This window comes from Desulforhopalus sp. IMCC35007, from assembly GCF_005116575.1.
Taxonomy (GTDB): Bacteria; Desulfobacterota; Desulfobulbia; order Desulfobulbales; family Desulfocapsaceae; genus Desulforhopalus_A.
In genome coordinates, this window is record NZ_SWCN01000001.1 from 175170 (window position 1) to 200342 (window position 25173).

Below are 25173 nucleotides of genomic sequence, written 5' to 3' on the forward strand. Positions count from 1 at the left end.
AATGAAAATAACTCGATTACCTGGAAAAGCATTTGTCGGATGTGTGAAAGGGTATCAATATTTGATCTCACCTCTGTTACCACCGTCCTGTCGTTTCACTCCCTCCTGTTCCACATACACCATCCAGGCAGTTGAAAAATATGGCCTTCTACTTGGGGGCTTAAAAGGGTTGTGGCGCCTGTTGCGTTGTCATCCATTTTCACGAGGCGGTTATGATCCGTTGCAATAAACAGGTCTTCCGCCATTTTTTATTAACTGACATTTTAACCTTCTTCGTCATTTATAAACGGACAGTTCATGGACACATATAGAGCCTTTTTGGCAATAATCATCTCCTTTGTCATCCTCGTCGGTTATCAATATTTCTTTGTTGGCTTTGATCAGCCAGCGCCCGTTGAAGAGCAAACCACACAGACTGCTACATCGCAGACCACCGCAGCAGAGCCCGTTGCAAGCGCGCCTGCCCCGGTGGCGGCACCTTCTCTGAATCCTCCGGTTAAAGCCGTCAGCTATGATAGAGAACCAAAAAATATCAGCATCGAAACAGAGTTGTATCGTGCCACTCTGTCTGAAGATGGTGGGATGATTACAAGCTTTGTCCTAAAGAATTACAAAGAAACCCATGATGCTGATTCACTTGGAATGCAGCTGGTTAAAACGGATAAATCAGAAGGTTTTCCTCTACTGTTTTCCTGGGGGAGCGCTGTAAACGAGAGGATTCTTTACAGCAGTGATGTCAGCTCTGTGAAACTTACCAAAGATCAGGCCAACGCTCAGCTCGTGCTAACGGCCGATGCAGGTAACGGGCTGACTGTCGTGCGGACCTACACATTTAACAACGATACCTATCTGTTAGATCTCGGTGTTAAAGTGATTAATGCATCCGGCGCTATTCTTCAGGGTGTTCCACAGATCAGTCTAGTCAACAAACGCTTTGAAATAAGTGAAAGCCCTGCAAAACGATTTCTTTTTGCAGGTCCTGCTGCATATATCAGCGGCCAGCTGAATGAAGTCAAAGCCAGCGAATTTGAAGAGGGCCCTAAGGTTCTTCAAGGAGCCATTGACTGGGCTGGGTATGGGAGTAATTACTTTCTGTGTGCTGTCGTTCCGATGGATGGAAATGGTGCATCTTTTACCATGAGTGGAAATGATGAACTTGCCAGGACGCAGCTTGCAGGAAATCTTGACACCATCCAGGCAGGTACGGAAAAAGAGTATGCATATCATGTCTTTTTCGGGCCCAAAAAACTGAAGATGTTAAAAAATATAGGCTATAATCTGGACAGTTCAGTGAACTTTGGCTGGTTTGATGTTATCGCCAAACCTGCATTGTGGCTTTTGAATACTTTTAACAGTTTTTTCCATAACTACGGCATTGCCATTATTCTTGTGACGGTACTCTTTAAAGCTGCTTTCTGGCCGATTTCCCAAAAAGGTATGAAGTCGATGAAGAATATGCAGAAACTTCAGCCCAAGATGGTAAAACTAAAAGAAAAATATAAGAATGATCCAACCAAGATGAATCAGGAGGTAATGAATCTTTATAAAACCTATAAAGTCAATCCTCTTGGTGGATGCCTGCCGATGGTTTTACAGATTCCCGTGTTTTTTGCGCTCTATAAAGTACTGCTCCAGTCTATTGAGCTTCGCCATGCTCCCTTTATGCTCTGGATTACTGACCTTTCAGCGCCGGATAGATTGTATATGGGCTTTGATTTACCGTATCTTGGAGGTTTGCCCGTGCTCACATTGTTGATGGGAGCATCGATGTTTTTTCAGCAAAAACTCAGTCCCACCACTGCTGATCCTACCCAGGCTAAAATCATGATGTTTTTGCCAGTGATTTTCACGTTTATGTTTCTTAACTTTGCTTCTGGTCTTGTTCTCTATTGGTTTGTTAACAATCTGCTCTCTATTCTTCAGCAGGTATTGATCAACAGAGATACAAAGAAATCAAGTGCAGCTGCCTGAGATGTCGGGTACAGCTCAGCTTTTCGAGACCGTAAAAAGTGAGATTCAATAAAAAAGGTAATCCAATGTCTTTAGCAAAAAAAGATTTCTACGGAAAAGAAGTTACCGATGCCATCAAAAAGGCATGTGATAATTTTGGAGTCGCGCAGGAAAAACTGGAAATTGATGTCATAGAAACAGGTTCCACAGGAATATTTGGGTTAATTCGCAAGAAAGCGCATATCAGGGTGAGTCTCAGACAGGAGACTGAGGAAGAGAAAAATGACTTTTCCATGGAATCTCTGCTTCCAGCAAAGGAAAAACCTGTGCGGGCCAAGAAAAAAGCTTCCCCTCGAGTTGAAGTTGAGCCCCAGAAGCATCCTGAACCAGAGAAATCTGCCCCTGCTCCGGTAGTTGAAAAAAATATTCAACAGGAGCAAGTAACGGAGACTGTTGAACAAACGAAACAGGCTGATCGAAGCGTGGTTGTTGAACAGGTGGTTCAGAACACTGAAGAACCTGTTGAAGTGGCTGTAAGTCAGGAAAGCCTTGAGATCGTAAAAAGTGAGTTGAGTCAGATTGTTGCTTTGATGGGTTTTCCATCCACAATTGAGCTTGAGGTAGAAGGCTTGTCCGTTGCCTGTGTACTTCGAGGAGATTTTGAAGAAGAGTTGACAGGCGTCGATGGAAAAGTTCTTGACAGTATTCAATATATTCTTCGTAAGATTGTAACCAGAAAGGTGTCTGAGAAATTAAGAATCTCTATAAACGTGGGAGATTTTCGCGAAAAACGTCTGGAAAACCTCAAAGACAAGGCCATTGAACTGGCGGGCCAGGTAAAAGAGGATGGTAAGACCCAGGTCCTGCCCGCCCTCAATCCTTCAGAGCGTCGGGCAATCCATATGATTCTCCAGGAAGATAAGGAAATCCGCAGCAGATCTGTTGGAGACGGCCTTTTTAAGAAAATTCTTATTTATAAGCCAGGTAAGAATAACCGTGGTGGACGTAAAAAAACACAGGGCAAGGGCCGCCAGAACAAAAGCTCAGAGAACTCAGAACCTCAAAGTGATTCCTGATACGCGAGTTTCTGCTATTTCTCTTCGCCCTTGCCTGAAGATTTCATAGAATCAGGAGACTGGTGATATTATGAATCTATCAGCTGTTGAAGAAACAATCGTTGCCATATCTACTCCTCCCGGTGCCGGGGGGATTGGTATTATCCGCATGAGCGGTTCCCGATCCGTCGAATTCATACAAGGCATCTTCACTCCTAAAAGTCCCACCTGCTCTTATAAAAGCCATCGGTTTTATTACGGCCATATCCATCACCCTCTAGACGGGAAACTTCTCGATGAGGTTATGGTTGTGACAATGAAGGCTCCCAACTCCTATACAAGAGAAGATGTTGTTGAGATTCACTGCCATGGGAGTTTTCTCCTCCTGCAGAATATTCTCGATACTATTGTGTCCCAAGGTGCGACACTTGCCGCACCAGGTGAATTTACCAAGAGGGCCTTTCTCAATGGCCGTATTGATCTGACGCGGGCTGAAGCAGTTATTGATATCCTCTCCGCCAAAACCAGAAAAGGCATTGATCTGGCCCAGGAACAGCTTGCGGGTGCCCTCTACCGACAAATTGAACCCGTTCAGAAAAGCCTTACCCAAATGCGGGCTGTTGTTGAAGTGGCGATAGACTTTCCCGATGAGGATCTTGATATTGTTGATCGTCAAAAATTGAGCGCCCAGCTGGAAGCTGAGGTCAAAGCGCCATTAATGAAGCTTTTGGGTAATGTTTCCCGGGGACGCTTATATCGTGAAGGTATTTCTCTTGTGATTGTGGGCAGGCCCAATGTCGGTAAATCGAGCTTATTGAACACTCTTCTTCAGGAAGAAAGAGCTCTTGTTACTGCGATACCTGGTACGACCAGAGATTCGATTGAGGAAATCATTGATATCGAAGGTGTTCCTGTACGTATTATTGATACGGCAGGTATCAGAAGTGGAGCCGAAGAGGTTGAAGAGCTTGGAATCATGCGGACCAAAGAGCTGATGAACAAAGCGGATCTTGTCCTGTTTCTGATCGATGGCTCCACTTCACTTTCCCGGGAGGATAACGCTCTTTTTCAAGAGGTCTCCCATAAACCTGTTTTAACTGTAGTGAACAAAAGTGATTTATATTCTGGGCCAAGGCAGGAAGTCACCCTCTGTCAGGATGGGAGATGGGTTGAAATTTCAGCGAAAAGCCAGCTTGGCATCGACGCACTGAGAAAAGCAATTTTTGAGAAAATAACAGGCGGGAAAGAACAATGGGAAGAAAATGGTTGTTCTCCTAACCTCAGACACAAGGTTGCATTGCAAAAAGCGATATCTGCAAGTGGGAGTGCCATTGAGACGCTTAACACGGGACTTACGAACGATCTGATAGCTGTCGATTTACAAGAGTGTCTTGATTGTCTTGGAGAAATTGTCGGCGAGACAACAACGGACGATATTCTTGATGTCGTTTTTGAACAGTTCTGTCTCGGTAAATAATCTGTACATATTACGTTAGAGGTTCCTGTCTCAATCAACCTGTGAAAAGGATTGGAAAATCCATGCACAGCTATTTCGAGCAGGACCCTTTTCACCGTCACCCTGTTGGTGACAGGAGAATCGTAATACACGAGAGGAGGGGTGTTAGCCCTCATTTTTTAATTATATATTTTGATGGAGTAAAACATGGCTCAAATGCAAAACGGAGATAAAATTTCCGTTCACTATACAGGTAAACTTGCCGATGGAAGTATTTTTGACTCTACAGCAGGAGAAGATCCTTTTGTCTTCACTTTAGGTGAAGATGATCTTATTGACGGATTTCTAACTGCAATCCAGTCAATGAATGTCGGCGAGAAAAAAACCGTCACTATTGGTGTTGAGGATGCCTACGGAGAGTGGCATGAGGATATGGTTATTGAGGTTCCTCGTTCTGAAATGCCAGCTGATCTGGACCTTGAAGTTGGTGATGAACTTGAAGTCACCGATGAAGAAGATGAGCCTATGATTGTAAGTGTGAGTGAGATTACAGACACTACTGTTACCTTGGATGGCAATCCTGCGCTTGCAGGTGAGGTGTTAACATTTGACCTTGAGCTGGTGGCTATTAATTAGTCCCTGTCAGGTTGTCAAATAAGAAGCAAAAAAGGGGAGGTCCGGAAGGATCTCCCCTTTTTTGTTGTAATGCTCAGGCAACAAACCATTTTACTTCGATAAAGCAATAAAATATCGAGCCATGATGCTTAAAGAATTTGTTGGAAAGATCACGAAAAAGATCACCATGGCATCGACAACAGTGAGTAAATAAGGTATCCATTTATGTTGTTACTGTAACTGGTATTACGTAATTGTTATCGGTAGTGTGATCGTTTCGATGCTGTCTCACCCCACAATGGAAAGTGCGATGAACTGTAAACATCTGAGCCTGGAAGCTAGCGGTATACTGATTAAAGCGAGAAAAATTTCTCAATATCTTGCATGCGACTTTGAGAGGTTGGTTGCTGAGAGTCCCTGTGAGAGCGAATATCTCACGAGAGCCTGTTGCCTGTTAGAAGAGATAGTCCTTGACCCTGTGCAATATTCAGATGACTGGCTGCTGGAAGAGTGTTTTGATGAAAGTAAACTGAGAGAATTACTCCAGTATTCTAAAGCTGTACAACTGATGCCACAGACCGTCAAAATCTATGATAGCGGTTATAAGCAGTTGCACACTACAATTGGTCCTGCAGATAAACTTTCTGGAGTGATTGAGTAGGCCGTAATCTGGCACTAGGTGTGGGCAAGAAGCGCGCCTTGTAGGTTTTTTGAGGTTGGCTATTATTGAAATTTTAAATGCATGGTTCTGATGAAAAAGGTTCACCAAGAGGCTGGAGAAGAAGCCGCTGTAGCAACGGAAAACACTCATCACTCTGCCCATGCCCAGCTTTTCGAGATCAGGCGAAGGATCTTTTCGCTTCCCATGGTTCTGAAGAGAAAAGAGGATGTCCTCCTTCGAGATGCCATCTCGAGGGTCGCTGCTGAAAATCTACAGGCGAAGCTTGATGTGCCACTCTTTGATGAATCTCTTCGCGATGGTTTTGCCATTTCTGCCGGGGAAAAGGTTGCCTGTGATGGTGAAACATGTTTTCAGATCGCCGGTGTAACTGGTGCTGGAGATGTTCTTGATAAAGCTCTGAAACCGGGAGAAGCCTGGTTGGTTATGACCGGAGGCAAGGTTCCTGGAGACTGTACACGTATTATTCCCAAGGAGTGGTGTGCGGTTGAAGGACAACGGGTAACAATCCGATCAAAATATCTTACAGGCCCCTCCTATATTAAAAGAAGGGGGGAAGAACGTCAAAAGGGAGCGATTCTTGTAGAGGCCGGAGAGGTTATTACTCCTGCATCGCTTGTAAAAATTGCCGAAGGTGGATGGCATAAGCTTGCAGTCTACAGGCGTCCAAGGGTCAGCTTTTGCTGTACAGGAAAAGAACTGGTTGAGTCCGGAGTATTACCCGAAGATGCGCAGAAGATTTCTTCAAATAAATACCTGTTGGTTGCCTTGATTGAGCAGTGCGGCTGTTTAGCCCATGACTACGGGATCGTCACGGATGAGGAAAAGATGGTAGGTCAGTTTTTTACGGACTGTCTTGATGGTTCCAGTGATCTTGTTCTTACAACCGGTGGCACAGGGGGAGGGGATTTCGATCTTGTCGAGAAGGGTTTTTTAGATGCCGGTGGCACCTTGACGTGCACATCTCTTGATCTGCGACCTGGAAGATCAACGGTTGCAGGAGAAAAAAATGGAGTTTTATATGTCGGACTTCCTGGACCACCAAAAGCCGTGCACACTGTTTTTCTTGAGGTTGTAGCCCCATTGCTGCAGGAGATGAGCGGGGTTCGACCTGCTGGACCCCGTTGTATTGAGGCTTTTGCTGGTGAAGATATTACAGCTAAAACCAAAGGGGCACTGCTTATTAAGGAAGGTGTGTTGTCTTGTATAGGAGGGCAGGTTCTGGTTCAAAGGGCCACCAGAAATGAGCATCCTAACTGCAATATCCTCATTGCCCCTGGAAGAGATCATATCAAAAAGGGCGAAATCGTTGAGGTGCATCTGCGCCAACCTTTATGGGGCTGACCATCGCGGCTATTTCTGGCAGTGCTTGCAATAAAAAGTGGCCCGCCCTCCGAGCTTTGATTTGAGTAGAGGTGCACAGCAATGGGGGCATGGCTGCCCATCTTTTCCATAGACTGTAAAATTCATCTGGAAATAGCCCTGCTGCTGGGAGGCGTTGACAAAGTCGCTTATGGTGGATCCGCCACAGTCAATGGCATGATCGAGGACCTTTCTGATTGTAGCTATGAGATGCTGCCATTGTGGTTTTGTAAGGGAGCTGATCTTTTTCTCAGGCGAAATTCCCGCTCGAAACAGGCTTTCATTGGCGTAGATATTGCCAATGCCGACAACAATTTTTGAATCCATTATACACTGTTTGATGGTAAGACTTTTTCCTTTAGACAGGTTGTAGAGGTAGTCGGGAGAAAAACGATCATCAAAAGGCTCAGGCCCACTTGTTGTAAAAAAAGTCTTTTCCCGCTCTTTTGCCTCAACAGGTGAGAGGATATGAATCGAGCCGAAGCGGCGGATGTCATGGTAGCGGAGCTGATTTTCGTCCCCGAGCAACCATTGAAGGTGATCATGCTTTGCCAGGGGGGTGTGTTTGGAAAATATTCCGAGGTTTCCGGTCATACCGAGATGGATAATCAACACAGCGCCACTGTTCATGTGTATCAGAATATATTTGGCACGGCGCTCTACTGCAACAATTGTCTGTAGAATGACTTCTTTTCTGATGTTGACAATATCAACGGGTTTGCGCAGGGATTTTTGATTGTAAAAGACCTGGGTGATCATCTGGCCAATGAGATGTGGTCGGAGACCTCGGCAAATGACTTCCACTTCAGGGAGTTCGGGCATTTTGGTGTCTTGTCTGGCAGAAATTTATAGAAATAAATATTGTAATAACTCTATCTTATAACCTTAAACCGTTGTCTTCTGTTGGCAAGGTGGATTGAGATTTCTACTCTTTATATCCAGGCAATGAGCGCGGCAACCATGTGATGGCTCACTATATTTAACAGTTCGAAATTGATGATTTTTTTCTTCCAAGAGAAAAAGCTTGCAGTTTGTGGGCTTCTTTCTCATTATTACTTCATTCGCATAAAGGATTAAATATTTTTCTATACTCGTAATAGCAGGTGAATGAATGGATGGATTTGGAAGTTTGACACCATACGACATGGTCATTCTCGGACTGTTTGCCGTTCTGATTGGCCGGGGCATCTGGTTGGGGTTGTTAAAACAGGTCACAGGTCTGGTTGCTCTTTACCTAGGGTATTTTTCGGCCAGCCAGTATCATGATGTTATTTTCCCTGTTCTCAAAAATGTATCGGACAATCCTAAGGTTGTTTTTCTCACCAGTTATGTCCTGCTGTTTGTCGTCACCTATGTTGTTGTTATGCTCTTTGGCAAGGCGCTTGGTTATGTGATAAGTCTTACGATCACTTCCTGGTTTGATAAAATTCTAGGCGGGTTGGTCGGTTTTGCCAAGGCGCTTATTTTAGCTGTGATGCTTCATATGATCCTTGGAACAGTTCTGGCACCTGAGAATCAGATGTTGAGGGCATGTATGACCTGCGATGCACTCAATGAGGCGGCCGATTTTACCAGAAAATTTATTCGTGATGAGAATGTACGGCAGTCCCTGCTCCAGCAGGAACCCGCAATTGCGATTGACTCCGTGAAAAAGTATCTTACCCCCACTCCAACAGATGAAAAAAGTGAGTAAGTTTTTTAGTACCAGCGAGCTGTACTTGATGGTATCAAATTAGTAATTGCGGCTAAGATATTTTTATTTCTTTACAGGTTAGAGGTGGCAAGGCTTTGCTTGTATCAAGGCAATAGTCTTGTTATCGGCAAGAAAACGTGTGTGTAAAACAAAGGCAAAGAGAGTAAAACCGGCTCATATCTCGGATAACAGGGTGGAGAACAATGGATTTACGGCTGGCTGATCGTAAGTATCTGGTTTTTTATCTTAGAGTTTTCGATGGTACAGGTAACAAGATTCTTGGCCATCTGGTAGATATTTCGGAAAAAGGTGTTCTGCTCATGACAGATGAGTTGGTGGCACTCAATGAAGAACATCTGCTGCGTCTGCGTTTACCCGCTTTCATTCGTGACAGAGAAGAAATCCTGCTGCAGGGTACCTGTCGCTGGTGTCATAAGGACACGAATTCTGATTTTTTTCTTACCGGGTTTCAGATACATGATGTGGATGCATCAACAAAAGAAGTTATTATACATCTGATGGCTGAGTTGGGATATAAAGAAGCCACAATCAAGTGACTCCTTTTCTGTGGTATAATCTTTACGGTTATCCCTGTCTGGCCTCTGCGAGTAACTGCTCTCTATATTGCTGCACAAAAGTCTTTATATCTTCTTTCCAGTCGATAAACGTCGAGAGTCCGGCGTCTTTTAACACCTTATTTTCAAGAATAGAGTTTGCCGGCCTGTGAGCGGGTGTGGGGTATTCTTCTGTCGTGCAGGGTCGCATTTTGTAGGGCACTTCCATGGTTTCAAGAAAATAGCAGGCGGCTTCATACCAGGTTGAGTAGCCTTCGGAGGTGGTGTGAACAATCCCTGTGAGATCAGAATGGAGAAGTTTTTTGATCTGCAGAGCGAGAGTATAAGACCAAGTCAGAGAACCGTATTGATCGTTTACTACCTTGAGTTCTCGAGCAGGGTCTTGGATAACCAGCCTGAGGATGGTTTTGAGAAAATTTTTGCCCGTGGCTGAATACAACCATGCCGTGCGCAAAATAACATGGTTGCTGCAGTACTGTGCAACAGCTTCCTCCCCTGCAAGTTTACTTTTTCCGTATTGTGAAAGTGGATTTGGTGTATCTGATTCGTAGTATGGTTCAGGGGCTGTTTTTTTGCCATCAAATATGTAGTCTGTGGAGACCTGTATGAGGCGGGCACCGATTTTCTCTGCACCTTGAGCGAGATATTTAGGGCCTTCTGCATTGACCTTCCAGGACAAATCAAGTTGAGATTCACAGCCATCAACCGCTGTGTAGGCCGCACAGTTGATAATGACTTCCGGTTTCATCTCATTCAGACAGACATCGACGCTTTCTTTGCTGCTGATATCCACTTTGGGAAAATCGCAACCTTTAGTCTCGTTGTCTGGGGCAAGCAGTGTGCAGCAGTCTGATCCTAACTGCCCTCCTGACCCAATTATCAATAATTTCATTTGTTTCTTCTATCCTTTTCTTTCTGTTCCGCTATGAAGTCTGCGAGATATTGACCGTATTGATTTTTTAACATATCAGAGGCGAGATGCTTCAGCTGCTCAAGGTTTATATAGCCGAGATCATATGCAATTTCCTCGATACAGGCCACCTTGAGGCCCTGACGCTCCTGTACTGCCTGAACATAGCTGGAGGCCTGCTGGAGTGATTCGTGGGTACCTGTGTCGAGCCAGCAGAAACCGCGTCCCAGCGGTTCGACTTTAAGCTTTCCTCTTCTAAGGTACTCGTTGTTTACATCGGTGATCTCAAGCTCTCCCCTTGAAGAGGGCTGGACCGCTTCAGCTATGGAGATGACATCATTATCGTAGAAGTAGAGGCCAGGTACGGCATATTTTGACTTTGGTTTGTCGGGTTTTTCCTCAATCCCGACAACCTGCCTGTTGTTGTCAAATTCAACAACGCCGTAGCGTTTGGGGTCCTTGACCAGGTAGCCAAAGATAAGTCCTCCCTCTTCAAGCTTGGCGCTGGTTGTGAGGATCCTGGAAAAGCCCGGGCCAAAGAAGATGTTGTCACCTAAAATCAGGGCAACGGAATCACCGCCAATAAATGATTTCCCTATGATAAAAGCCTGAGCCAGGCCTTCCGGACGCGGTTGAACTTCATAGCTGATGGCCAGGCCAAGCTGTGAACCATCGCCGAAGAGCTCTTTGAAATGGGGCAGGTCATGGGGGGTTGAAATGATAAGAATATCCCGGATACCAGCAAGCATAAGGACGGAGAGTGGGTAGTAGATCATGGGTTTGTCGTATACCGGAATCATCTGCTTGCTGATGACTTTGGTCAGAGGATAGAGACGGGTGCCGGAACCTCCGGCGAGGATTATTCCTTTCATAGGAGTATTCGAATCGTTTATTGAGGAATTTATTTGTTTGGCTGTTGATGTTATCAGCCGAATAATTTACATTTTGGCACTTATACGAAAGCAGCAAAGAGACGAATATAACGAAGCGCTATGAAAAAGGAAATAAAAAATGAGCCAGCATCTTCTTCCATGTTTTAAGGCCTATGATATCCGGGGACGTGTTCCGGATGAACTTAACCCTGATCTTGCACGAAAGATTGGTCAAGCCTTTGCTTTAGTTTATGATCTGAAAAAAGTGGTGGTGGGCAGAGACATCAGGTTGTCCAGTAACAGTTTGGCTGCAGCTCTCATAGACGGTCTTTGTGATACGGGATGTGAAGTGCTGGACCTTGGCCTTACCGGTACTGAAGAAATATACCATGCCACGTTCAGTCTGGAAGGTGAGGGGGTGGACGGCGGAGTGGTTGTTACCGCAAGCCATAACCCTGCTGACTATAATGGAATGAAATTTGTAACCCGGGGGGCCCGGCCTGTTACCGGAGAGTCGGGGCTGCAGGCCATGTCGGGGATGATCTCAGGTGGTAGGTTACCCGCTTTAGGGGAAGTTCGTGGAAGCTGCCAGGATTTCGATAATAAAAAAAACTATGTCCAGCATCTCTTGGGTTATGTTGATGTGGAAAAACTTAAGGCTCTGAAAATTGTCGTGAACAGTGGTAACGGCTGTGCTGGTGCTGTGGTCGACCTTTTGGAAAAACACCTGCCCTTTACCTTTATAAAGGTGCAGCATGAACCGGATGGAACCTTTCCCCATGGTGTTCCCAACCCTCTGCTTGTGGAAAACCGTGAAATAACCACCAGGGCGGTGAGGGAACATAATGCCGATCTGGGTATTGCCTGGGATGGTGACTTTGATCGCTGTTTTTTTTGGGATGAACATGGTGATTTCGTAGAGGGGTACTATATTGTAGGTCTGCTCGCAAAGGCTATGCTGCAATGTGAACCTGGGGCGAAAATCCTCTACGATCCCCGTCTTACCTGGAATAGTCAGCAGGTAATAAACGAAAATGGTGGTGTTCCTGTAATGACCAGAACCGGGCATGCCTTTATTAAAGAAAGGATGCGTCAGGAAAATGCCCTTTACGGTGGCGAAATGTCTGCCCATCATTATTTCAGAGACTTTGGTTACTGCGATTCCGGAATGATTCCCTGGTTGTTGGTGGCATCGATGCTAAGTGTTGCCGATACAACGCTGTCATCTCTTGTGTCTGCGCGAAAGGCTGCATTTCCGGTTTCGGGAGAGATTAACCGCAAGGTGGGAGACGCGGATGCAGTAATTTCCGTCATCGAGAAACACTATGCAACCGGAACGAAAGATTATACCGATGGACTCTCCGTCGAATTTAAGGACTATCGTTTTAATGTCAGAAAATCAAATACAGAACCGCTGTTGCGATTGAATGTGGAAACCCGTGGCGATGTAGAGTTGCTCCAGGAAAAGACCCGCGAACTACTGTCTTATATGCGCTGATAATATTCATACAGTTTTAAGTTCAATACTATTTAATACGAGGAAAACGTGACGAAAATACAACCCGTTATTTTAGCAGGTGGAACAGGATCAAGGCTCTGGCCTCTCTCTCGAGAGTTATATCCCAAGCAATTGTTGCGCTTGACGGCCAACACCTCACTTTTACAGACAACCCTTCAGAGAGTAGCCAAAATCCCTGATGTGTTGCCGCCTGTCATCGTTGTAGGGGAAGGCCATAGATTTATCACTCTTGCCCAGGTGGAGGATCTCGGTGATGTTGACTCATTTTCAATTTTATTGGAACCCGAGGGCAAAAATACGGCTCCGGCCATATGCGGGGCGGCTCATTTTTGCAAAAAGACCCATGGGGATGTAATTCTTCTGGTTTTGCCGGCGGATCATGTTGTGATGGATGAGGTCGGCTTTGTCGAGGCGGTAGGGCGTGCAACCGAACTGGCAGCCAAGGGGGCGGTGGTGACTTTCGGTATCCAGCCAATATCCCCTGAGACCGGATATGGATATATTGAGCAGGGTGAGGGGGTGCAGGTCGCTTCTTTTAAAGAAAAACCCGATGCTGAAACGGCCAGGAAGTATGTTGAGCATGGGGGCTATTATTGGAACAGCGGGATGTTCGCCTTCTCCCTTCCAACAGCGCTGGGTGAAATTGAGAAGTATGCACCGGATATTTATAGAGCAATGGAAAAAGCTGTTGCAGACGGCGAGTATGACGGGCATTTTTTCCGTTTCGAAAAAGAGGCAATGGCCACTTGCCCAAGCGATTCCATCGATTACGCCCTCATGGAAAAAACAGACAAGGCTGCCGTTGTTGTGGCGGATATTGGCTGGAGTGATATCGGTTCCTGGAAAGCATTATGGGAGGTGATGGAAAAGGACACGGATGGCAATGTTACAACAGGAGATGTTCTTTTAACCGAGACCAGAAACTGTTTTGTCAAGGCTGAAAGTCGTCTTGTCGCAACGGTTGGAATGGAGGATACCCTGGTTGTGGAAACGGCCGATGCTGTGATTGTCTCTCCGCTTTCTCGATCTCAGGATGTTAAAAAGGTCGTGAAGAAACTCAAAGAGCAAAACCGTGAAGAGTATAACGTCCATCTCACGGTATATCGTCCGTGGGGAAGTTACACCGTTCTGGAGGAGCAGAGTCGATTTCAGATTAAAAAAATAACAGTCACTCCTGGTGCAAAACTTTCACTGCAAAAGCATCATCACCGCAGCGAGCACTGGGTCGTGGTACGGGGAACGGCTGAGGTGACCAACGGTGATGAAGTGCTTCTGCTCCATGAAAATCAATCCACCTATATTCCGGCCGGAACCATGCACCGTTTGGGTAACCCAGGGGTGATTGAGCTCGAATTAATCGAGGTGCAAAACGGCAGTTATCTTGGAGAAGACGATATTGTACGTTTTGATGATGTGTACGGCAGGGAAAATGACCAGGTGTGAAAAGTCTGTCTTTATGTCAAAATGTAGCTTTCTGCGCCCCCTCTTCTTTAAGTGGGGGCGCTTCTGATTTTCAGGCGCTCAATCGTTCGTTTTGCCGCTGACGGAAGGCTTCAACGTATTTTGCAAAGATGCGTCGTCCTTCTTTGCTTATTTTGACAAAGGTTATTCCCGAGAGAAAGCGGCCATTAAATGGGCGGGCATGGGTCGTCCGGCCCTGGAGTTCAATGAGGTCATCCTCAATACCTACGGTTACAGCGAGCTGGGTGTTTGCTTTCAGGGGCTGTGATGTTTCCAGTTTTAACCCATCTACACTGACATCTATTGTTCTTCCCATTGAATAGACGCCCGGATTTCCCTCATCGTCAAAAACCAGGTAATCCAGAAGATGAAGGGAGTCATACCTGATAAATTTTCGATGTTCTGCTGGTGTCATCTTTCTCTCCAAAGTCTTTATTACTGTTACAATGCTGTTTGGCCCTGGGCGAAAAGGCCGTGTATTTTTTCTTTCTCTGCCGCTACCACACCTCTTTCTGTAATAAGTCCAGTGACCAGACGAGCCGGAGTAACATCAAATCCATAGTTTGCGGCTCTTGTTCCAGGAGCACAGAGTTGGACCGTTGTTATTTGCCCTTCATCATTGAGACCCATAACGCTGGTAATTTCTTCCTCCTCTCTTTGTTCTATAGGAATATCATGGCCTTTGTCAAGTTCCCAATCAATTGTAGATGATGGTAAGGCAACGTAAAATGGAATATTGTTGTCTTTCGCTGCGACGGCTTTGAGATATGTTCCTATTTTGTTGGCGACGTCTCCGGTATGGGTGGTACGATCGCTACCCACAATGATCATGTCGACCAGGCCATGTTGCATGAGATGGCCTCCGGTGTTGTCACATATCAGGGTATTGGCAATACCTTCCTGTTGAAGCTCCCATGCGGTCAGCCGTGCACCCTGATTCCAGGGGCGGGTCTCATCTACCCAGACGTGTACTGGAATGCCTGCATTTCTTGCAGCGTAGATTGGGGCGGTGGCACTTCCATAATCAACAAACGCCAGCCAGCCGGCGTTGCAGTGGGTGAGGATGTTGACCGGCTGTCCCTTTTTTTTCTCACTTATCTTTTGTATCAATCCCAGGCCGTGTTCTCCAATTCTTCTGCAGAATTCGGCGTCTTCATCTGCTATCTCAGAGGCCGTTGCAAATGCAATTCTTCGTTTATCGTCTGAATTTTCTGCGCCAGCCATTGCCCTGATGATCCGATCGATGGCCCACTTCAAGTTTCGGGCAGTTGGGCGGCTATTGTTGAGGATTCTGGCATAGCCCGCCATGTATGCGTCAAATTCAGCCAGGTTGTCCGGTGCACTGATACTTGCCAGATACATGCCAAAGCCTGCTGTTGCACCAATTAAACCGGCTCCACGCACATACATATCTTTAATTGCCTTTGTTGCCTGTTCTTTTGTGACAAGTGTCTCTATGGACACTTTATGGGGCAACAGTCTTTGGTCGATGATGCAGATCTCTCTTGGGTTTTTTGGGTTGGGCCAAATGGTACGGTGTGGAATTCCGTTAATTTTCATAGTGAGGTTGTTCTTGGTTGATGTTGAGTGGCGCAGCACTGGTTTTGATAACGAATTCAAAGAGCCTTTCGTTAATAAAATATTCTTTTTATGGCCTATTGTAAACAGGGCCTTCTTTTTTTTGGTCGGGTCATCTTTCGCCATTTCTGTATATGAAATCGACATAAATGTAATAAATCGCCACAAAAAACACAAAAATGTAACGCATGGGGTTCGTTGATTTGCCCGGAATTCTTTGGTGCTGTGAATATGACTAAGTGCAGAGAGGATAAATGATATGGCACGAAGGTTGTAACGGAAGTATGAGAGCAATTTTTTATAGAGACAAGGATACAGGAAAAGATGGTTGCACTCTGACATTAAATTTAAGGAGAATTAGATGAACAAGGCGGATACCGCATTTATCCTGGCCGCAGCAGGGCTTGTACTGTTAATGACCCCGGGACTGGCTCTTTTTTATGGAGGAATGGTTCGAAGGAAAAATGTTCTGGGAACCATTATGCAGAGCTTGATTCTCATTTCACTGATCACCGTGGAATGGGTTTATCTTGGCTACTCTATGTCTTTTGGCCCTGATGTCGGCGGAATTGTCGGAGATCTGTCCTGGTTTGGCCTTGCTACGGTGACCAATGAGCCTAGTATCGATTATGCGACGACTATTCCGCAAACAGTATTTATGATTTTTCAATGCATGTTTGCCATCATTACTCCGGCGCTGATCACAGGAGCATTTGCCGAGAGAGTACGGTTTGTTCCGTTTCTGATTTTCACCTTTTTCTGGTCAATTCTTGTGTACAACCCTGTCTGTCACTGGGTGTGGGGAAAGGGGGGCTGGTTAGGAGGGCTTGGCGTTCTGGATTTTGCCGGGGGGCTTGTTGTTCATGCAACCTGTGGAGCTGCAGCACTTGCAGGTGTTCTGGTGCTCGGCAGCCGTAAAGGTTACGGGAGGGCCAGTTTTATGCCTCATAATCTTCCAATGTCTATGCTGGGCACAGGAATTCTATGGTTTGGCTGGTTTGGCTTTAATGGTGGTTCTGCTCTGGCTGTGGACGAGGTTGCGGTAACGGCCTTTGTTGCAACCCATTTGGGTGGGATGGCTGGTATGTTTATGTGGGTAGTTATGGAGTGGCTTACTCAGAAAAAGGCAACAACTCTTGGCGCTGCTTCCGGGGCCATTGCAGGTTTAGCGACCATTACCCCCACGGCTGGCTTTGTTGGCCCGAACAGTGCAATACTTGTTGGCTGCCTGGCGGGTGTTGTCTGCTACCTTGCCGTCAATGCCAAATCCAGACTGGGACTCGATGATTCTCTGGATGTTGTGGGTATTCATGGTGTCGGAGGGGTTGTTGGAACATTGTGTCTTGGTCTTTTTGCCTCAACGTCAGTGAATCCTGCTGGAGTGGATGGGCTGTTTTTTGGTGGTGGGGTAATTCAGTTTTTCAAGCAGCTTTTTGGTGTACTTGTGGTAAGTGGCTATACCTTTATCGTGAGCTGGTGCCTCTTTAAACTGATCAATAATTCTCTGCAAATGAGAATGGGAGAGGATGCCGAAGTGGAAGGAATGGACTCTACGGAACATTCTGAAACTGCTTACAATAACTGAGTCTGGTCGGAGAGAAAGAGGCGAGGATATGAGTCTTGCTACGAACTTCAAGTTGTTGATGTTAATACTACTCTTAGTTTTCTTCATTTTAAAAGGAGTGTTCTGGTGTAAGCTGTTAAACCGCTACTTGCGGTATGCAGATTTTGATCTATTATGTTACCTTTACTTGAGAGGGAAGGACGGTTTATGTTCTGTGTAATGGTAATGTAGTTTTTCGGCTGCAGAACATAGGTCTTGTTTTTTTGCGGAGTTTACGCAAGAGAAAATCATCTTAACCACGAGAAGGAATGTATGAAAAAAATTGAAGCGATCATTAAACCATTTAAGCTAGATGATGTGAAGGATGCACTTAACGGCATTGGTATCACAGGCATGACCATCTCTGAGGTGAAAGGGTATGGGCGTCAGAAAGGTCATACTGAAATTTATCGAGGAGCCGAATATGTAGTTGATTTCATTCCGAAAATAAAAATTGAAATCGTAGTGGGAGCGGATCAGGTTGAACAGGTTGTCGAGACGATACGTTCTTCTGCCAACACTGGTAAGATTGGTGATGGTAAGATTTTTGTTTTACCGATAGAGCGTGTCCTTCGGGTTCGTACAGGAGAAGAGAATCGTGATGCGGTGTAATGGATGATAGAGGAATTTCGTGCTAAGCGTCTCGCATTACAAAAAAAATGGGAGCAAGGTCTGGGGGCTGGGCATGTTCTTTGCGGGCTCTCGGATATTATCGATGAGTATATAGAAAATATTTTTCACTCTATTTCTGTTGACGGAGTAGAGGATGTTGCTCTGGTTGCTCTTGGTGGGTACGGACGAAGGGAGTTTTTTCCCTCTTCTGATATCGACCTGATGATCCTGTACCGTCCTAAGGTAAAGAAACAAATTAGCAAAATTTCTGACTCGGTTCTGTATCCACTCTGGGATACAGGACTTGACGTCGGTCACGGCGTACGAACCGTGGCTGAATCTATTGTCCATGCAAAAGAGGAGTATTTCTTTCTTGTAGCCCTTCTCGATGCCCGTCTAATCTGTGGGAGTAAGGACCTGTTTGATGAACTTGTCGCCCAATACAGAAAGAAATATATAGATGGGCATCGAGAGCGTTTTGTCGAAACCATGAAGGAGTACCGGGTGGATCGGCGGGATCGGTTTGGCAGTCATAGTTACCTGCTTGAGCCTCACATTAAAGAGGGGCGCGGTGGGATGCGTGATATTCAGGCCATGATGTGGACAGCTCGGGTGGTTTTTGGCCTGAATGGTCTGGAGGATATTCAGGGGGCTGGCCTGCTCATAGAAGACGAAAAGAAAGAATTTCAAGAGGCAAGAGATTTTCTGGTTAAACTGCGCTGTGGGCTGCATTTCATTGCCAAACGGAAAAATGATCAGCTCTATTTTGAGCAGCAGTCTGAAGTGGCCTTGTTGTTTGGCTACAAAGACAAGCCGCACCTTCTGGCTGTAGAACAGTTTATGCGTGATGTCTATGGTGCTCTTCAGTCCGTTACTGTGATCACAGATCTGTTCTTTGACCATGTTGATGAAGTCCTGGGCTTTGTTGGGAAGGGGCGGACGGAAAAAGATAAGGTCATTGAAAAAGGAATCGAAGTCAAAGCCGGAAAAGTTCACCTGACCGCTTCAGAGCAGGATCTCCGGGCCAGGCCTCAAACTCTTCTCCGGGTTTTTCTGGCAATGTCCAGGACCGGGCTTGCTCTGCATCATCGCTCCCGTAAGCTGGTAGCATCCCATGTCGATATCATAACAGATAAAGAACGAACATCACCACGTCTGGCCAAGACGTTTTTCACCCTGTTGATTGAAGCGAGAGATATTTTGAATGTTCTGGGCACGATGCTTGAGACAGGGGTGCTTGAAGCTGTTATCCCTGAATATGCCCGTATTAACCGTCTTGCCCAGCACGATTTGTATCATATCTATACCGTCGAACGGCATTCGCTTCAGGCTGTGGCTGAGCTGCATGAAATTATCCAAAATCGGCAAACCGTAGTCCAGGACGTTTCAGAACTCAAGGTTCTTTATCTTGCCGCACTTCTTCATGATATTGGAAAAGGTTCCGGCAGGGACCATTCCCTGGAGGGGGCTGAAGTGGCCGCCGCCATAGGAGAAAGGCTGTGTTTGACAAAAGAGGAGTGTGAGGCGCTTTGTTTTGTGGTCCGGTATCATCTGTTTATTCCGGAAAACGCCTTGCGCCGTGATCTCAATGATACCATCTTCATCAAGAGGTGCGCTGACACGATTGGTGATCTTAATCGTTTGGCAATGCTCTATCTACTCTCTGTTGCTGACTCCAAGGCCACTGGGCCGTCTGCCTGGAGTGACTGGAAGGCAACGCTCATGGAAGAGCTCTATCTGAAGGTGTTTCCCCATCTTGATCATGGTCACTATGATGTTTCTGATGTGGATGCCCATGAAGAGCAGGGGGTAGAATGGTTACGGGAGCAGATACGACTACAGCTCAAAGGGCATAAAGACCTGAAAATTGCCTATGAAGATCTGAGTGCAGACTATGTACTGACATTTTCTCCTGAAGTCATCGCAGGGCATGTGTTAACCCAACGTGATAATTACCAGCGCATAAGGCAGAAATCACTTGTTGTGGTCGACAAAAATTCAGATGGTGATGGAAGTTGGCGGTTGCTGGTGATGACTGTGGATCGTCCTGGTTTACTGGCGAAGATCTTTGGTGTGATGACTCTCAATAATCTCACGGTTTCAAAAGCTCAGATTTTCACCTGGGATGATGGTACGGTTGTGGATGTTGTTAATGTTCGTCCAATAGATGGCCTAAGTTTTGCAGAAAGAAACTGGGAAGGGTTGAATGATCACCTTGATCTGACAATTGAACATAGAATGGGATTAAGTCATCGTCTCTATACGAAGCTATCGTCGGTATATGGAAGGCGGGCACAGATAGTGGCAGATGTCTCGTCTAAGGTGGTGATTGATAATGATGCTTCGGATTTATATACCGTCATAGAAGTGTATGCTCCTGATACTCCGGGTCAATTGTACTATGTGACACAGACTATGGCGGATTTTGGTATCAACATTTTTAAGGCATATATTGCAACCGAAGTCGAGCAGTTGATTGATGTATTTTATGTGCTCGACGCTCAGGGTAATAAACTTGTTGATGATCATTTTTGTAAGGAAATAACACAGGGAATACTCCACGCCATACAACGTCAGGGTTTATAAAGAAATGAATGTTAGAATTTGTAAAGAGGTATGTTACGCCGCAAAAATGACAAACATGTAATGAAAATTCATTTGTCTATTGCAAAAGATGTCAGAAATGTTATTTTGCTGCAAGTGAAGTGCTTGTCGTAGAATAACTAACAATGGGAATACTATTACCGAATAAGAAGGAGATGTGCACATGACTAGAGAAGAAATAATGCAAATCATTGAAGACGAAAATATTCAGTTTTTTCGTCTCCAGTTTGTCGATATCTTCGGATTTATGAAAAACGTAGCGCTTCCAAAAAGCCAGATCGAAAAGGCACTGGATGGCGATATGATGTTTGATGGTTCTTCCATTGATGGGTTTGTTCGCATCAATGAATCAGATATGTATCTGAAGCCAGATTACGACACCTTCACAGTACTTCCATGGAGAAATAAACTGGGTGTTGCCGCTGCTCGAATTATCTGTGATGTTCATAAGTCAGATGGGACCCCTTTTTCAGGATGTCCACGCGTTAACCTGAAACGTGTTCTGGCAGAAGCAAAAGAGCTTGGTTACACCATGAATGTGGGTACCGAAGCTGAGTTTTTCCTCTTTGAAAAAGATTCTGATGGTTTGGCAACGACCATAACCAACGATGTTGCGGGCTATTTCTCACTTGATCCAGAAGATACGGGAAATGATTGCCGTCGTGAAATTATCGAGACCCTCGAGAAAATGGGATTTGAGATTGAGGCATCCCACCATGAGGTTGCAGAAGGTCAGCATGAGATAAACTTTAAATATGCTGATGCTCTTACAGCCGCTGACAACACCGTAACTTTTAAGTGGGTTGTAAAATCAATTGCTGCTAAATATGGTCTGCACGCGACCTTCATGCCAAAACCGATTTTTGGTATCAATGGTTCCGGTATGCATACCAACCAGTCTCTGTTTAATCTCGATGGTACCAATGCATTTTTTGATGAGTCTGGTCCTTTGAAACTCTCAAAGACCGCATATTCATATATTGCTGGTGCCTTAAAGAATGCACGTGCATTTGCCGCAGTAACGAATCCGCTGGTAAACTCTTATAAGCGTCTTGTCCCAGGTTATGAAGCCCCTGTTTATTGTGCATGGTCTGCTTCCAACCGTTCAGCGCTGGTTCGTATTCCAGCCGCTCGTGGGCTTTCAACCAGAACTGAGATCCGTTGCCCAGATCCAACCTGTAATCCATATCTGGCCCTTGCAATGATGTTGAATTCAGGGCTTGATGGGGTGAAAAATAATCTGACCCCACCAGATGCGGTAAATAAGGATATCTTTAAAATGACCCCTGATGAGATGGCAGAAGTTGGTATTGTTGTATTGCCCTCTAATCTGAAAGAAGCGATCGAAGAATTAAAGGTCAGTCAAATTGCCAAGGATACCCTTGGTGACCATATTTTCGGTAAATATATTGAAGCAAAAGAAAAAGAGTGGGATGCATACAGAACTGCTGTAACCGACTGGGAACTTGACGAATATCTTGGTATATACTAATTAATTCGTATCATTAGTTGCTTTATTGCCCGAATTCTTCATTTGAGGAATTCGGGCTTTTTTGTTTGATCATTATGGCCAATCTTGCCAATGGTTTTTTTTTTAGGTAGAAAGAGAGATTGTCTTTTGGATGCAATCCGTCGAGGTGACAAAAAGAGACTCCAAAGCGATTGGGAAAACAGGTGACAAGGTCATGGTTGGAAAGAAAAAAAATAGTGCGGCAAATGTGGCGGGCTTGCTCCCTTCACTGTTGCGACAAAAGGGTTGGGAAAAACAGCTCGATTTGCATTCGGTCTTTCCCAAATGGAAAGACCTTGTCGATGAGGATTTTGCAGGGCATGCTGTCCCGCTGAAAATAGAAAGAGATGTTCTCTGGCTCGAAGTGGAGAACTCTTCGTGGTTGCAGCAACTGCAGTATGGTAAGTATGAACTTTTGGCTGATTTGAATGATTTCCTGCGGTTAGGCCAGTTGAAAGATATCAAGATGGTGCTTCCTTCCCCAAAAGATAAACTGTCATTTGATCCTGATGATAAAGGTCCGCCCGTTTGTTTTGAACGTCCTTCTCCTGAAAAAATTGCATCTTTTCAAAAGCAGGTGGACTGTATTGGAGATGAAGAATGCAGGGAGGCTTTGATGCAGTTCTGGTATCTCGCCAATGCCTGCAAGAAGAAGTAATGAGTAAAGACAGTTTTTGTTAACGGCTGTTTTGCCGTTTGCTGTCAGTTGTTGAGTGTTGACTTGCTTCTGCAGGTGAGTTGCAGGTGTAAAATTCTGAATTTTTAAAAGGGCTTGTCGGGTTAGATAATGTTACACAAAAATATTCTCAGTGCCATCGGTGAAACACCTCTGGTAAAGATCAACCGACTTTTTACAAGTGAAAAGGTTGTTCTTTACGGCAAGATTGAATCCAGTAATCCTGGAGGTTCGGTCAAAGAGCGTGTTGCGCTTTCCATGATAGAGGCTGGGGAAAGGTGCGGAGAACTCACAAAAGATAAGATCGTACTGGAGGCAACCAGTGGTAACACCGGTATTGGTCTTGCCATGGTCTGCGCCGCCAAGGGGTATCGTTGTGTACTGGTGATGCCAGAATCGGCGAGTATAGAGCGAAGAAAGATCATGCAGGCCTATGGCGCCGAGATTCTGCTCACTCCTGCAAACCGGGCGACCGATGGAGCCATTGAAAAATCCTATGTGATGGCCCGGGAGTTTCCCAACAGGTACTTTTTAACCGATCAGTATAACAATGAGGCGAACTGGAGGGCACATTATGACCATACAGCACCTGAAATCTGGAGACAGACAGAGGGAAAGCTCACACATATAGTGGCAACCCTTGGTACCTCCGGTACCGTGATGGGACTTTGCGCCTGGTTTCATCAATATCAGCCCCATGTGAAAATCATAGCGGTTGAGCCACACCTGAACCATAAAATTCAGGGGCTTAAAAATATGAAGGAATCCTATAAGCCCGGGATTTTTGATAAATCAGTGCCTGATGAAATCGTCCTGGTGGAAGACGAGGATGCCTTCCACATGGCAAGGCAACTTGCAAGCCAGGAAGGTCTGCTTGTTGGGATGAGCAGTGGTGGCGCCATGTCTGCTGCTATTGATTATGCAAGAAATCTGGAAGAAGCGATGGTGGTTGCAATTCTTCCTGATGGTGGTGAAAGGTATCTGTCCACACCTTTATTTACCCCCCCTGAAAAAGAAGATCTGAAGAAGAACCGGTTGCGTTTCTTTAATACGATGACCAAGAAAAAAGAGATCTTCAAGCCTCAAAAAGAAAAGCAGGTCACCTTTTATTCCTGCGGGCCTACCGCCTATGAAGTAGCCAACTTATCCCTGTGTCGCAGATTTATTGTTTCTGATCTTATCACCAGGACCCTTGAGACAAAGGGTATGCAGGTGGATGCCTATATGAACTTTACAGACATCGATGACAATACCATTGCTGGTGCTGAGAAGGCAGGGCAGGGCCTCACCGAATTCACTGAAGGTTATATAAAAGGCTTTCTTGAGGACATGGACACCCTCGGGGTGAAAAGGGCGAAGGGTTATCCGAAAGCCTCTGAAAATGTTGGTTCAATGGTCGAGATTGCCCATGAATTGCTTCACAAGGGTTACGCCTATGAAAAGCATGGTTCCATCTATTTTGATATTTCCAAGTTTAAAAAATATGGCAGACTCTCCGGCATTGATCTCGGCAAAATTCAGTTGGGCAAAACCGTCGATCTGGATAATTATGAAAAGGATAATCCAAGAGATTTTACCTTGCTGAAACGCTCAACACTTGGAGAATTGAAAAAAGGCATCTTTTATGAGACGGATTGGGGGAATGTGAGGCCAAGCTGGCATGTGGAATGCTCCGCCATGGCCACCAGAAACCTTGGCTCAACCATGGACATTCACACTTCTTCCCGGAACCTCATTTTCCCGCACCACGAGAATGAAATTGCCATAGCCGAGGCTTTGACAGGTAAACCCCTCGCAAACTACTGGCTTCACTCTGAGTTGGTTCTGGTTGATGGTAAAAACATGTCCAGTGACTCTGGCAATAATGTGACCTTAAAAGAGCTGCTGGATAAGGGGTATACCGGGCGGGAGGTCCGTTTCATGCTGCTCTCTGTCCATTATCGCAAACCGCTGAATTATTCGATAAAAAGGCTCAATAATGTACGAACGGCCCTTCGAAGAATCGATGAGTTTACCTGTAAATTAAACTGCCTGCCCTCAGGGCGGCCCCATCCGGAAGTTACGGCCTTTGTCTCTCTTATGCAGGAGCAGTTTTTCAAGGCTATGGATGATGACCTGAACGTCTCACAAGGTATGGGGGCGGTTTATAATTTTATAAAAAAAGTTAATCCTATTTTGCAGATGAATAATCTGGACAAGGATCAGAAAAATTATATCCTTGAAAACCTTGAAAAGGTGAATCAGGTTCTGGGTGTCTTCAGGCTTAAAGGGTGTCCGCTTGCACCCGATGTAAACGCTCTCATCCAGAAAAGGGAAAAGGCAAGATATGAAAAGGATTGGGTGGCCGCTGATCAGGCAAGAGAAGAGCTTGCCGCAAAAGGTATCGTGGTGATTGATACAATTAACGGCCCTGTGTGGAAAAGAGTAACAGATATTGAGTAGT

At 45.4% G+C, this 25173-nt stretch carries 22 protein-coding genes; 17 read left to right on the forward strand and 5 right to left on the reverse strand.

From position 1 onward, the window contains the following. Window position 1: 1 nt before the first annotated feature. The 7 genes from yidD to FCL48_RS00805 all read left to right on the forward strand — a co-directional run bounded on the left by yidD (window position 2) and on the right by FCL48_RS00805 (window position 7099). The gene (yidD, locus tag FCL48_RS00775) at window positions 2–229 is read left to right on the forward strand and encodes a membrane protein insertion efficiency factor YidD (protein ID WP_136870328.1); all 228 of its coding nucleotides are present in this window, start codon (window positions 2–4) and stop codon (window positions 227–229) included. A gap of 68 nt (window positions 230–297) precedes the next feature. Further along, the gene (gene yidC / locus FCL48_RS00780) at window positions 298–1971 is read left to right on the forward strand and encodes a membrane protein insertase YidC (protein ID WP_136870329.1); all 1674 of its coding nucleotides are present in this window, start codon (window positions 298–300) and stop codon (window positions 1969–1971) included. A gap of 65 nt (window positions 1972–2036) precedes the next feature. Further along, complete coding sequence (locus FCL48_RS00785; RefSeq protein ID WP_136870330.1) at window positions 2037–3026, forward strand: Jag N-terminal domain-containing protein; 990 nt, start codon at window positions 2037–2039, stop codon at window positions 3024–3026. A 70-nt stretch (window positions 3027–3096) separates the two neighbouring features. Further along, a complete protein-coding gene (gene mnmE / locus FCL48_RS00790) occupies window positions 3097–4482 on the forward strand; it encodes a tRNA uridine-5-carboxymethylaminomethyl(34) synthesis GTPase MnmE (protein WP_136870331.1) in 1386 nt (461 codons plus the stop codon). 186 nt (window positions 4483–4668) lie between these two features. After that, window positions 4669–5097, forward strand: coding sequence for a peptidylprolyl isomerase (locus FCL48_RS00795; RefSeq protein WP_136870332.1), 429 nt, complete (start codon window positions 4669–4671; stop codon window positions 5095–5097). 289 nt (window positions 5098–5386) lie between these two features. Then, window positions 5387–5737, forward strand: a complete 351-nt coding sequence (locus FCL48_RS00800; protein ID WP_136870333.1) for a hypothetical protein — start codon at window positions 5387–5389, stop codon at window positions 5735–5737. A 90-nt stretch (window positions 5738–5827) separates the two neighbouring features. Then, entirely contained in the window at window positions 5828–7099 is a 1272-nt protein-coding gene (locus FCL48_RS00805; protein WP_169309017.1) for a molybdopterin molybdotransferase MoeA, read from the forward strand. 9 nt (window positions 7100–7108) lie between these two features. On the opposite strand, the gene mutM is transcribed toward FCL48_RS00805, so the two are convergent. Then, window positions 7109–7939 carry a bifunctional DNA-formamidopyrimidine glycosylase/DNA-(apurinic or apyrimidinic site) lyase gene (gene mutM / locus FCL48_RS00810; RefSeq protein WP_136870335.1) on the reverse strand — a complete coding sequence of 277 codons (831 nt, stop codon included), beginning with the start codon at window positions 7937–7939 and terminating at the stop codon, window positions 7109–7111. 289 nt (window positions 7940–8228) lie between these two features. Between mutM and FCL48_RS00815 the strand changes: the two genes are divergently transcribed. Both FCL48_RS00815 and FCL48_RS00820 read left to right on the forward strand, forming a co-directional pair. Then, a complete protein-coding gene (locus tag FCL48_RS00815) occupies window positions 8229–8810 on the forward strand; it encodes a CvpA family protein (RefSeq protein WP_136870336.1) in 582 nt (193 codons plus the stop codon). A gap of 203 nt (window positions 8811–9013) precedes the next feature. Beyond that, a complete protein-coding gene (locus tag FCL48_RS00820; RefSeq protein ID WP_136870337.1) occupies window positions 9014–9367 on the forward strand; it encodes a PilZ domain-containing protein in 354 nt (117 codons plus the stop codon). A gap of 28 nt (window positions 9368–9395) precedes the next feature. Here FCL48_RS00820 and rfbD read toward each other — a convergent pair whose 3' ends face one another. Both rfbD and rfbA read right to left on the reverse strand, forming a co-directional pair. Beyond that, a complete protein-coding gene (gene rfbD, locus FCL48_RS00825; RefSeq protein WP_136870338.1) occupies window positions 9396–10277 on the reverse strand; it encodes a dTDP-4-dehydrorhamnose reductase in 882 nt (293 codons plus the stop codon). Further along, window positions 10274–11167: a glucose-1-phosphate thymidylyltransferase RfbA gene (gene rfbA / locus FCL48_RS00830; protein WP_136870339.1), complete on the reverse strand. Its 894-nt coding sequence runs from the start codon at window positions 11165–11167 to the stop codon at window positions 10274–10276. Before rfbA ends, rfbD begins: the two co-directional genes overlap by 4 nt. Before the next feature lie 139 nt (window positions 11168–11306). Between rfbA and FCL48_RS00835 the strand changes: the two genes are divergently transcribed. Together FCL48_RS00835 and FCL48_RS00840 are read left to right on the forward strand one after the other, a co-directional pair. Then, window positions 11307–12665 (forward strand): phosphomannomutase, encoded by a 1359-nt coding sequence (locus tag FCL48_RS00835; RefSeq protein WP_136870340.1) that lies wholly within the window; start codon window positions 11307–11309, stop codon window positions 12663–12665. Window positions 12666–12713: 48 nt separating this feature from the next. Further along, window positions 12714–14129: a mannose-1-phosphate guanylyltransferase/mannose-6-phosphate isomerase gene (locus tag FCL48_RS00840; RefSeq protein WP_136870341.1), complete on the forward strand. Its 1416-nt coding sequence runs from the start codon at window positions 12714–12716 to the stop codon at window positions 14127–14129. A 70-nt stretch (window positions 14130–14199) separates the two neighbouring features. Here the strand turns inward: FCL48_RS00840 and FCL48_RS00845 are convergent, their stop codons facing one another. Continuing rightward, window positions 14200–14562 carry a PilZ domain-containing protein gene (locus FCL48_RS00845; protein WP_136870342.1) on the reverse strand — a complete coding sequence of 121 codons (363 nt, stop codon included), beginning with the start codon at window positions 14560–14562 and terminating at the stop codon, window positions 14200–14202. A gap of 26 nt (window positions 14563–14588) precedes the next feature. Continuing rightward, on the reverse strand, window positions 14589–15707 hold the full coding sequence (gene mtnA / locus FCL48_RS00850; RefSeq protein ID WP_136870343.1) for an S-methyl-5-thioribose-1-phosphate isomerase: 1119 nt from the start codon (window positions 15705–15707) through the stop codon (window positions 14589–14591). Between the two features lie 379 nt (window positions 15708–16086). On the opposite strand from mtnA, the gene FCL48_RS00855 reads away from it, so the two are divergent. From FCL48_RS00855 to cysS, 6 genes are all read left to right on the forward strand, one after another. After that, window positions 16087–17310, forward strand: coding sequence for an ammonium transporter (locus FCL48_RS00855; RefSeq protein ID WP_136870344.1), 1224 nt, complete (start codon window positions 16087–16089; stop codon window positions 17308–17310). 291 nt (window positions 17311–17601) lie between these two features. After that, entirely contained in the window at window positions 17602–17940 is a 339-nt protein-coding gene (locus tag FCL48_RS00860; protein ID WP_136870345.1) for a P-II family nitrogen regulator, read from the forward strand. 3 nt (window positions 17941–17943) lie between these two features. Further along, window positions 17944–20526, forward strand: coding sequence for a [protein-PII] uridylyltransferase (glnD, locus tag FCL48_RS00865; RefSeq protein WP_136870346.1), 2583 nt, complete (start codon window positions 17944–17946; stop codon window positions 20524–20526). Window positions 20527–20707: 181 nt separating this feature from the next. After that, a complete protein-coding gene (gene glnA, locus FCL48_RS00870; protein ID WP_136870347.1) occupies window positions 20708–22036 on the forward strand; it encodes a type I glutamate--ammonia ligase in 1329 nt (442 codons plus the stop codon). A gap of 193 nt (window positions 22037–22229) precedes the next feature. Next, window positions 22230–22712, forward strand: a complete 483-nt coding sequence (locus FCL48_RS00875; RefSeq protein ID WP_169309018.1) for a DUF721 domain-containing protein — start codon at window positions 22230–22232, stop codon at window positions 22710–22712. 129 nt (window positions 22713–22841) lie between these two features. Continuing rightward, window positions 22842–25172 carry a cysteine--tRNA ligase gene (gene cysS, locus FCL48_RS00880; RefSeq protein WP_136870349.1) on the forward strand — a complete coding sequence of 777 codons (2331 nt, stop codon included), beginning with the start codon at window positions 22842–22844 and terminating at the stop codon, window positions 25170–25172. The last annotated feature ends 1 nt before the right edge of the window (window position 25173 follow it).

Bases quoted from the DNA above. Each gene is read 5' to 3' on its own strand.
- yidD (WP_136870328.1), top strand. From the start codon at position 2: ATGAAAATAACTCGATTACCTGGAAAAGCATTTGTCGGATGTGTGAAA.
- yidC (WP_136870329.1), top strand. From the start codon at position 298: ATGGACACATATAGAGCCTTTTTGGCAATAATCATCTCCTTTGTCATC.
- FCL48_RS00785 (WP_136870330.1), top strand. From the start codon at position 2,037: ATGTCTTTAGCAAAAAAAGATTTCTACGGAAAAGAAGTTACCGATGCC.
- mnmE (WP_136870331.1), top strand. From the start codon at position 3,097: ATGAATCTATCAGCTGTTGAAGAAACAATCGTTGCCATATCTACTCCT.
- FCL48_RS00795 (WP_136870332.1), top strand. From the start codon at position 4,669: ATGGCTCAAATGCAAAACGGAGATAAAATTTCCGTTCACTATACAGGT.
- FCL48_RS00800 (WP_136870333.1), top strand. From the start codon at position 5,387: ATGAACTGTAAACATCTGAGCCTGGAAGCTAGCGGTATACTGATTAAA.
- FCL48_RS00805 (WP_169309017.1), top strand. From the start codon at position 5,828: ATGAAAAAGGTTCACCAAGAGGCTGGAGAAGAAGCCGCTGTAGCAACG.
- mutM (WP_136870335.1), bottom strand. From the start codon at position 7,939: ATGCCCGAACTCCCTGAAGTGGAAGTCATTTGCCGAGGTCTCCGACCA.
- FCL48_RS00815 (WP_136870336.1), top strand. From the start codon at position 8,229: ATGGATGGATTTGGAAGTTTGACACCATACGACATGGTCATTCTCGGA.
- FCL48_RS00820 (WP_136870337.1), top strand. From the start codon at position 9,014: ATGGATTTACGGCTGGCTGATCGTAAGTATCTGGTTTTTTATCTTAGA.
- rfbD (WP_136870338.1), bottom strand. From the start codon at position 10,277: ATGAAATTATTGATAATTGGGTCAGGAGGGCAGTTAGGATCAGACTGC.
- rfbA (WP_136870339.1), bottom strand. From the start codon at position 11,167: ATGAAAGGAATAATCCTCGCCGGAGGTTCCGGCACCCGTCTCTATCCT.
- FCL48_RS00835 (WP_136870340.1), top strand. From the start codon at position 11,307: ATGAGCCAGCATCTTCTTCCATGTTTTAAGGCCTATGATATCCGGGGA.
- FCL48_RS00845 (WP_136870342.1), bottom strand. From the start codon at position 14,562: ATGACACCAGCAGAACATCGAAAATTTATCAGGTATGACTCCCTTCAT.
- mtnA (WP_136870343.1), bottom strand. From the start codon at position 15,707: ATGAAAATTAACGGAATTCCACACCGTACCATTTGGCCCAACCCAAAA.
- FCL48_RS00855 (WP_136870344.1), top strand. From the start codon at position 16,087: ATGAACAAGGCGGATACCGCATTTATCCTGGCCGCAGCAGGGCTTGTA.
- FCL48_RS00860 (WP_136870345.1), top strand. From the start codon at position 17,602: ATGAAAAAAATTGAAGCGATCATTAAACCATTTAAGCTAGATGATGTG.
- glnD (WP_136870346.1), top strand. From the start codon at position 17,944: ATGATAGAGGAATTTCGTGCTAAGCGTCTCGCATTACAAAAAAAATGG.
- glnA (WP_136870347.1), top strand. From the start codon at position 20,708: ATGACTAGAGAAGAAATAATGCAAATCATTGAAGACGAAAATATTCAG.
- FCL48_RS00875 (WP_169309018.1), top strand. From the start codon at position 22,230: ATGGTTGGAAAGAAAAAAAATAGTGCGGCAAATGTGGCGGGCTTGCTC.
- cysS (WP_136870349.1), top strand. From the start codon at position 22,842: ATGTTACACAAAAATATTCTCAGTGCCATCGGTGAAACACCTCTGGTA.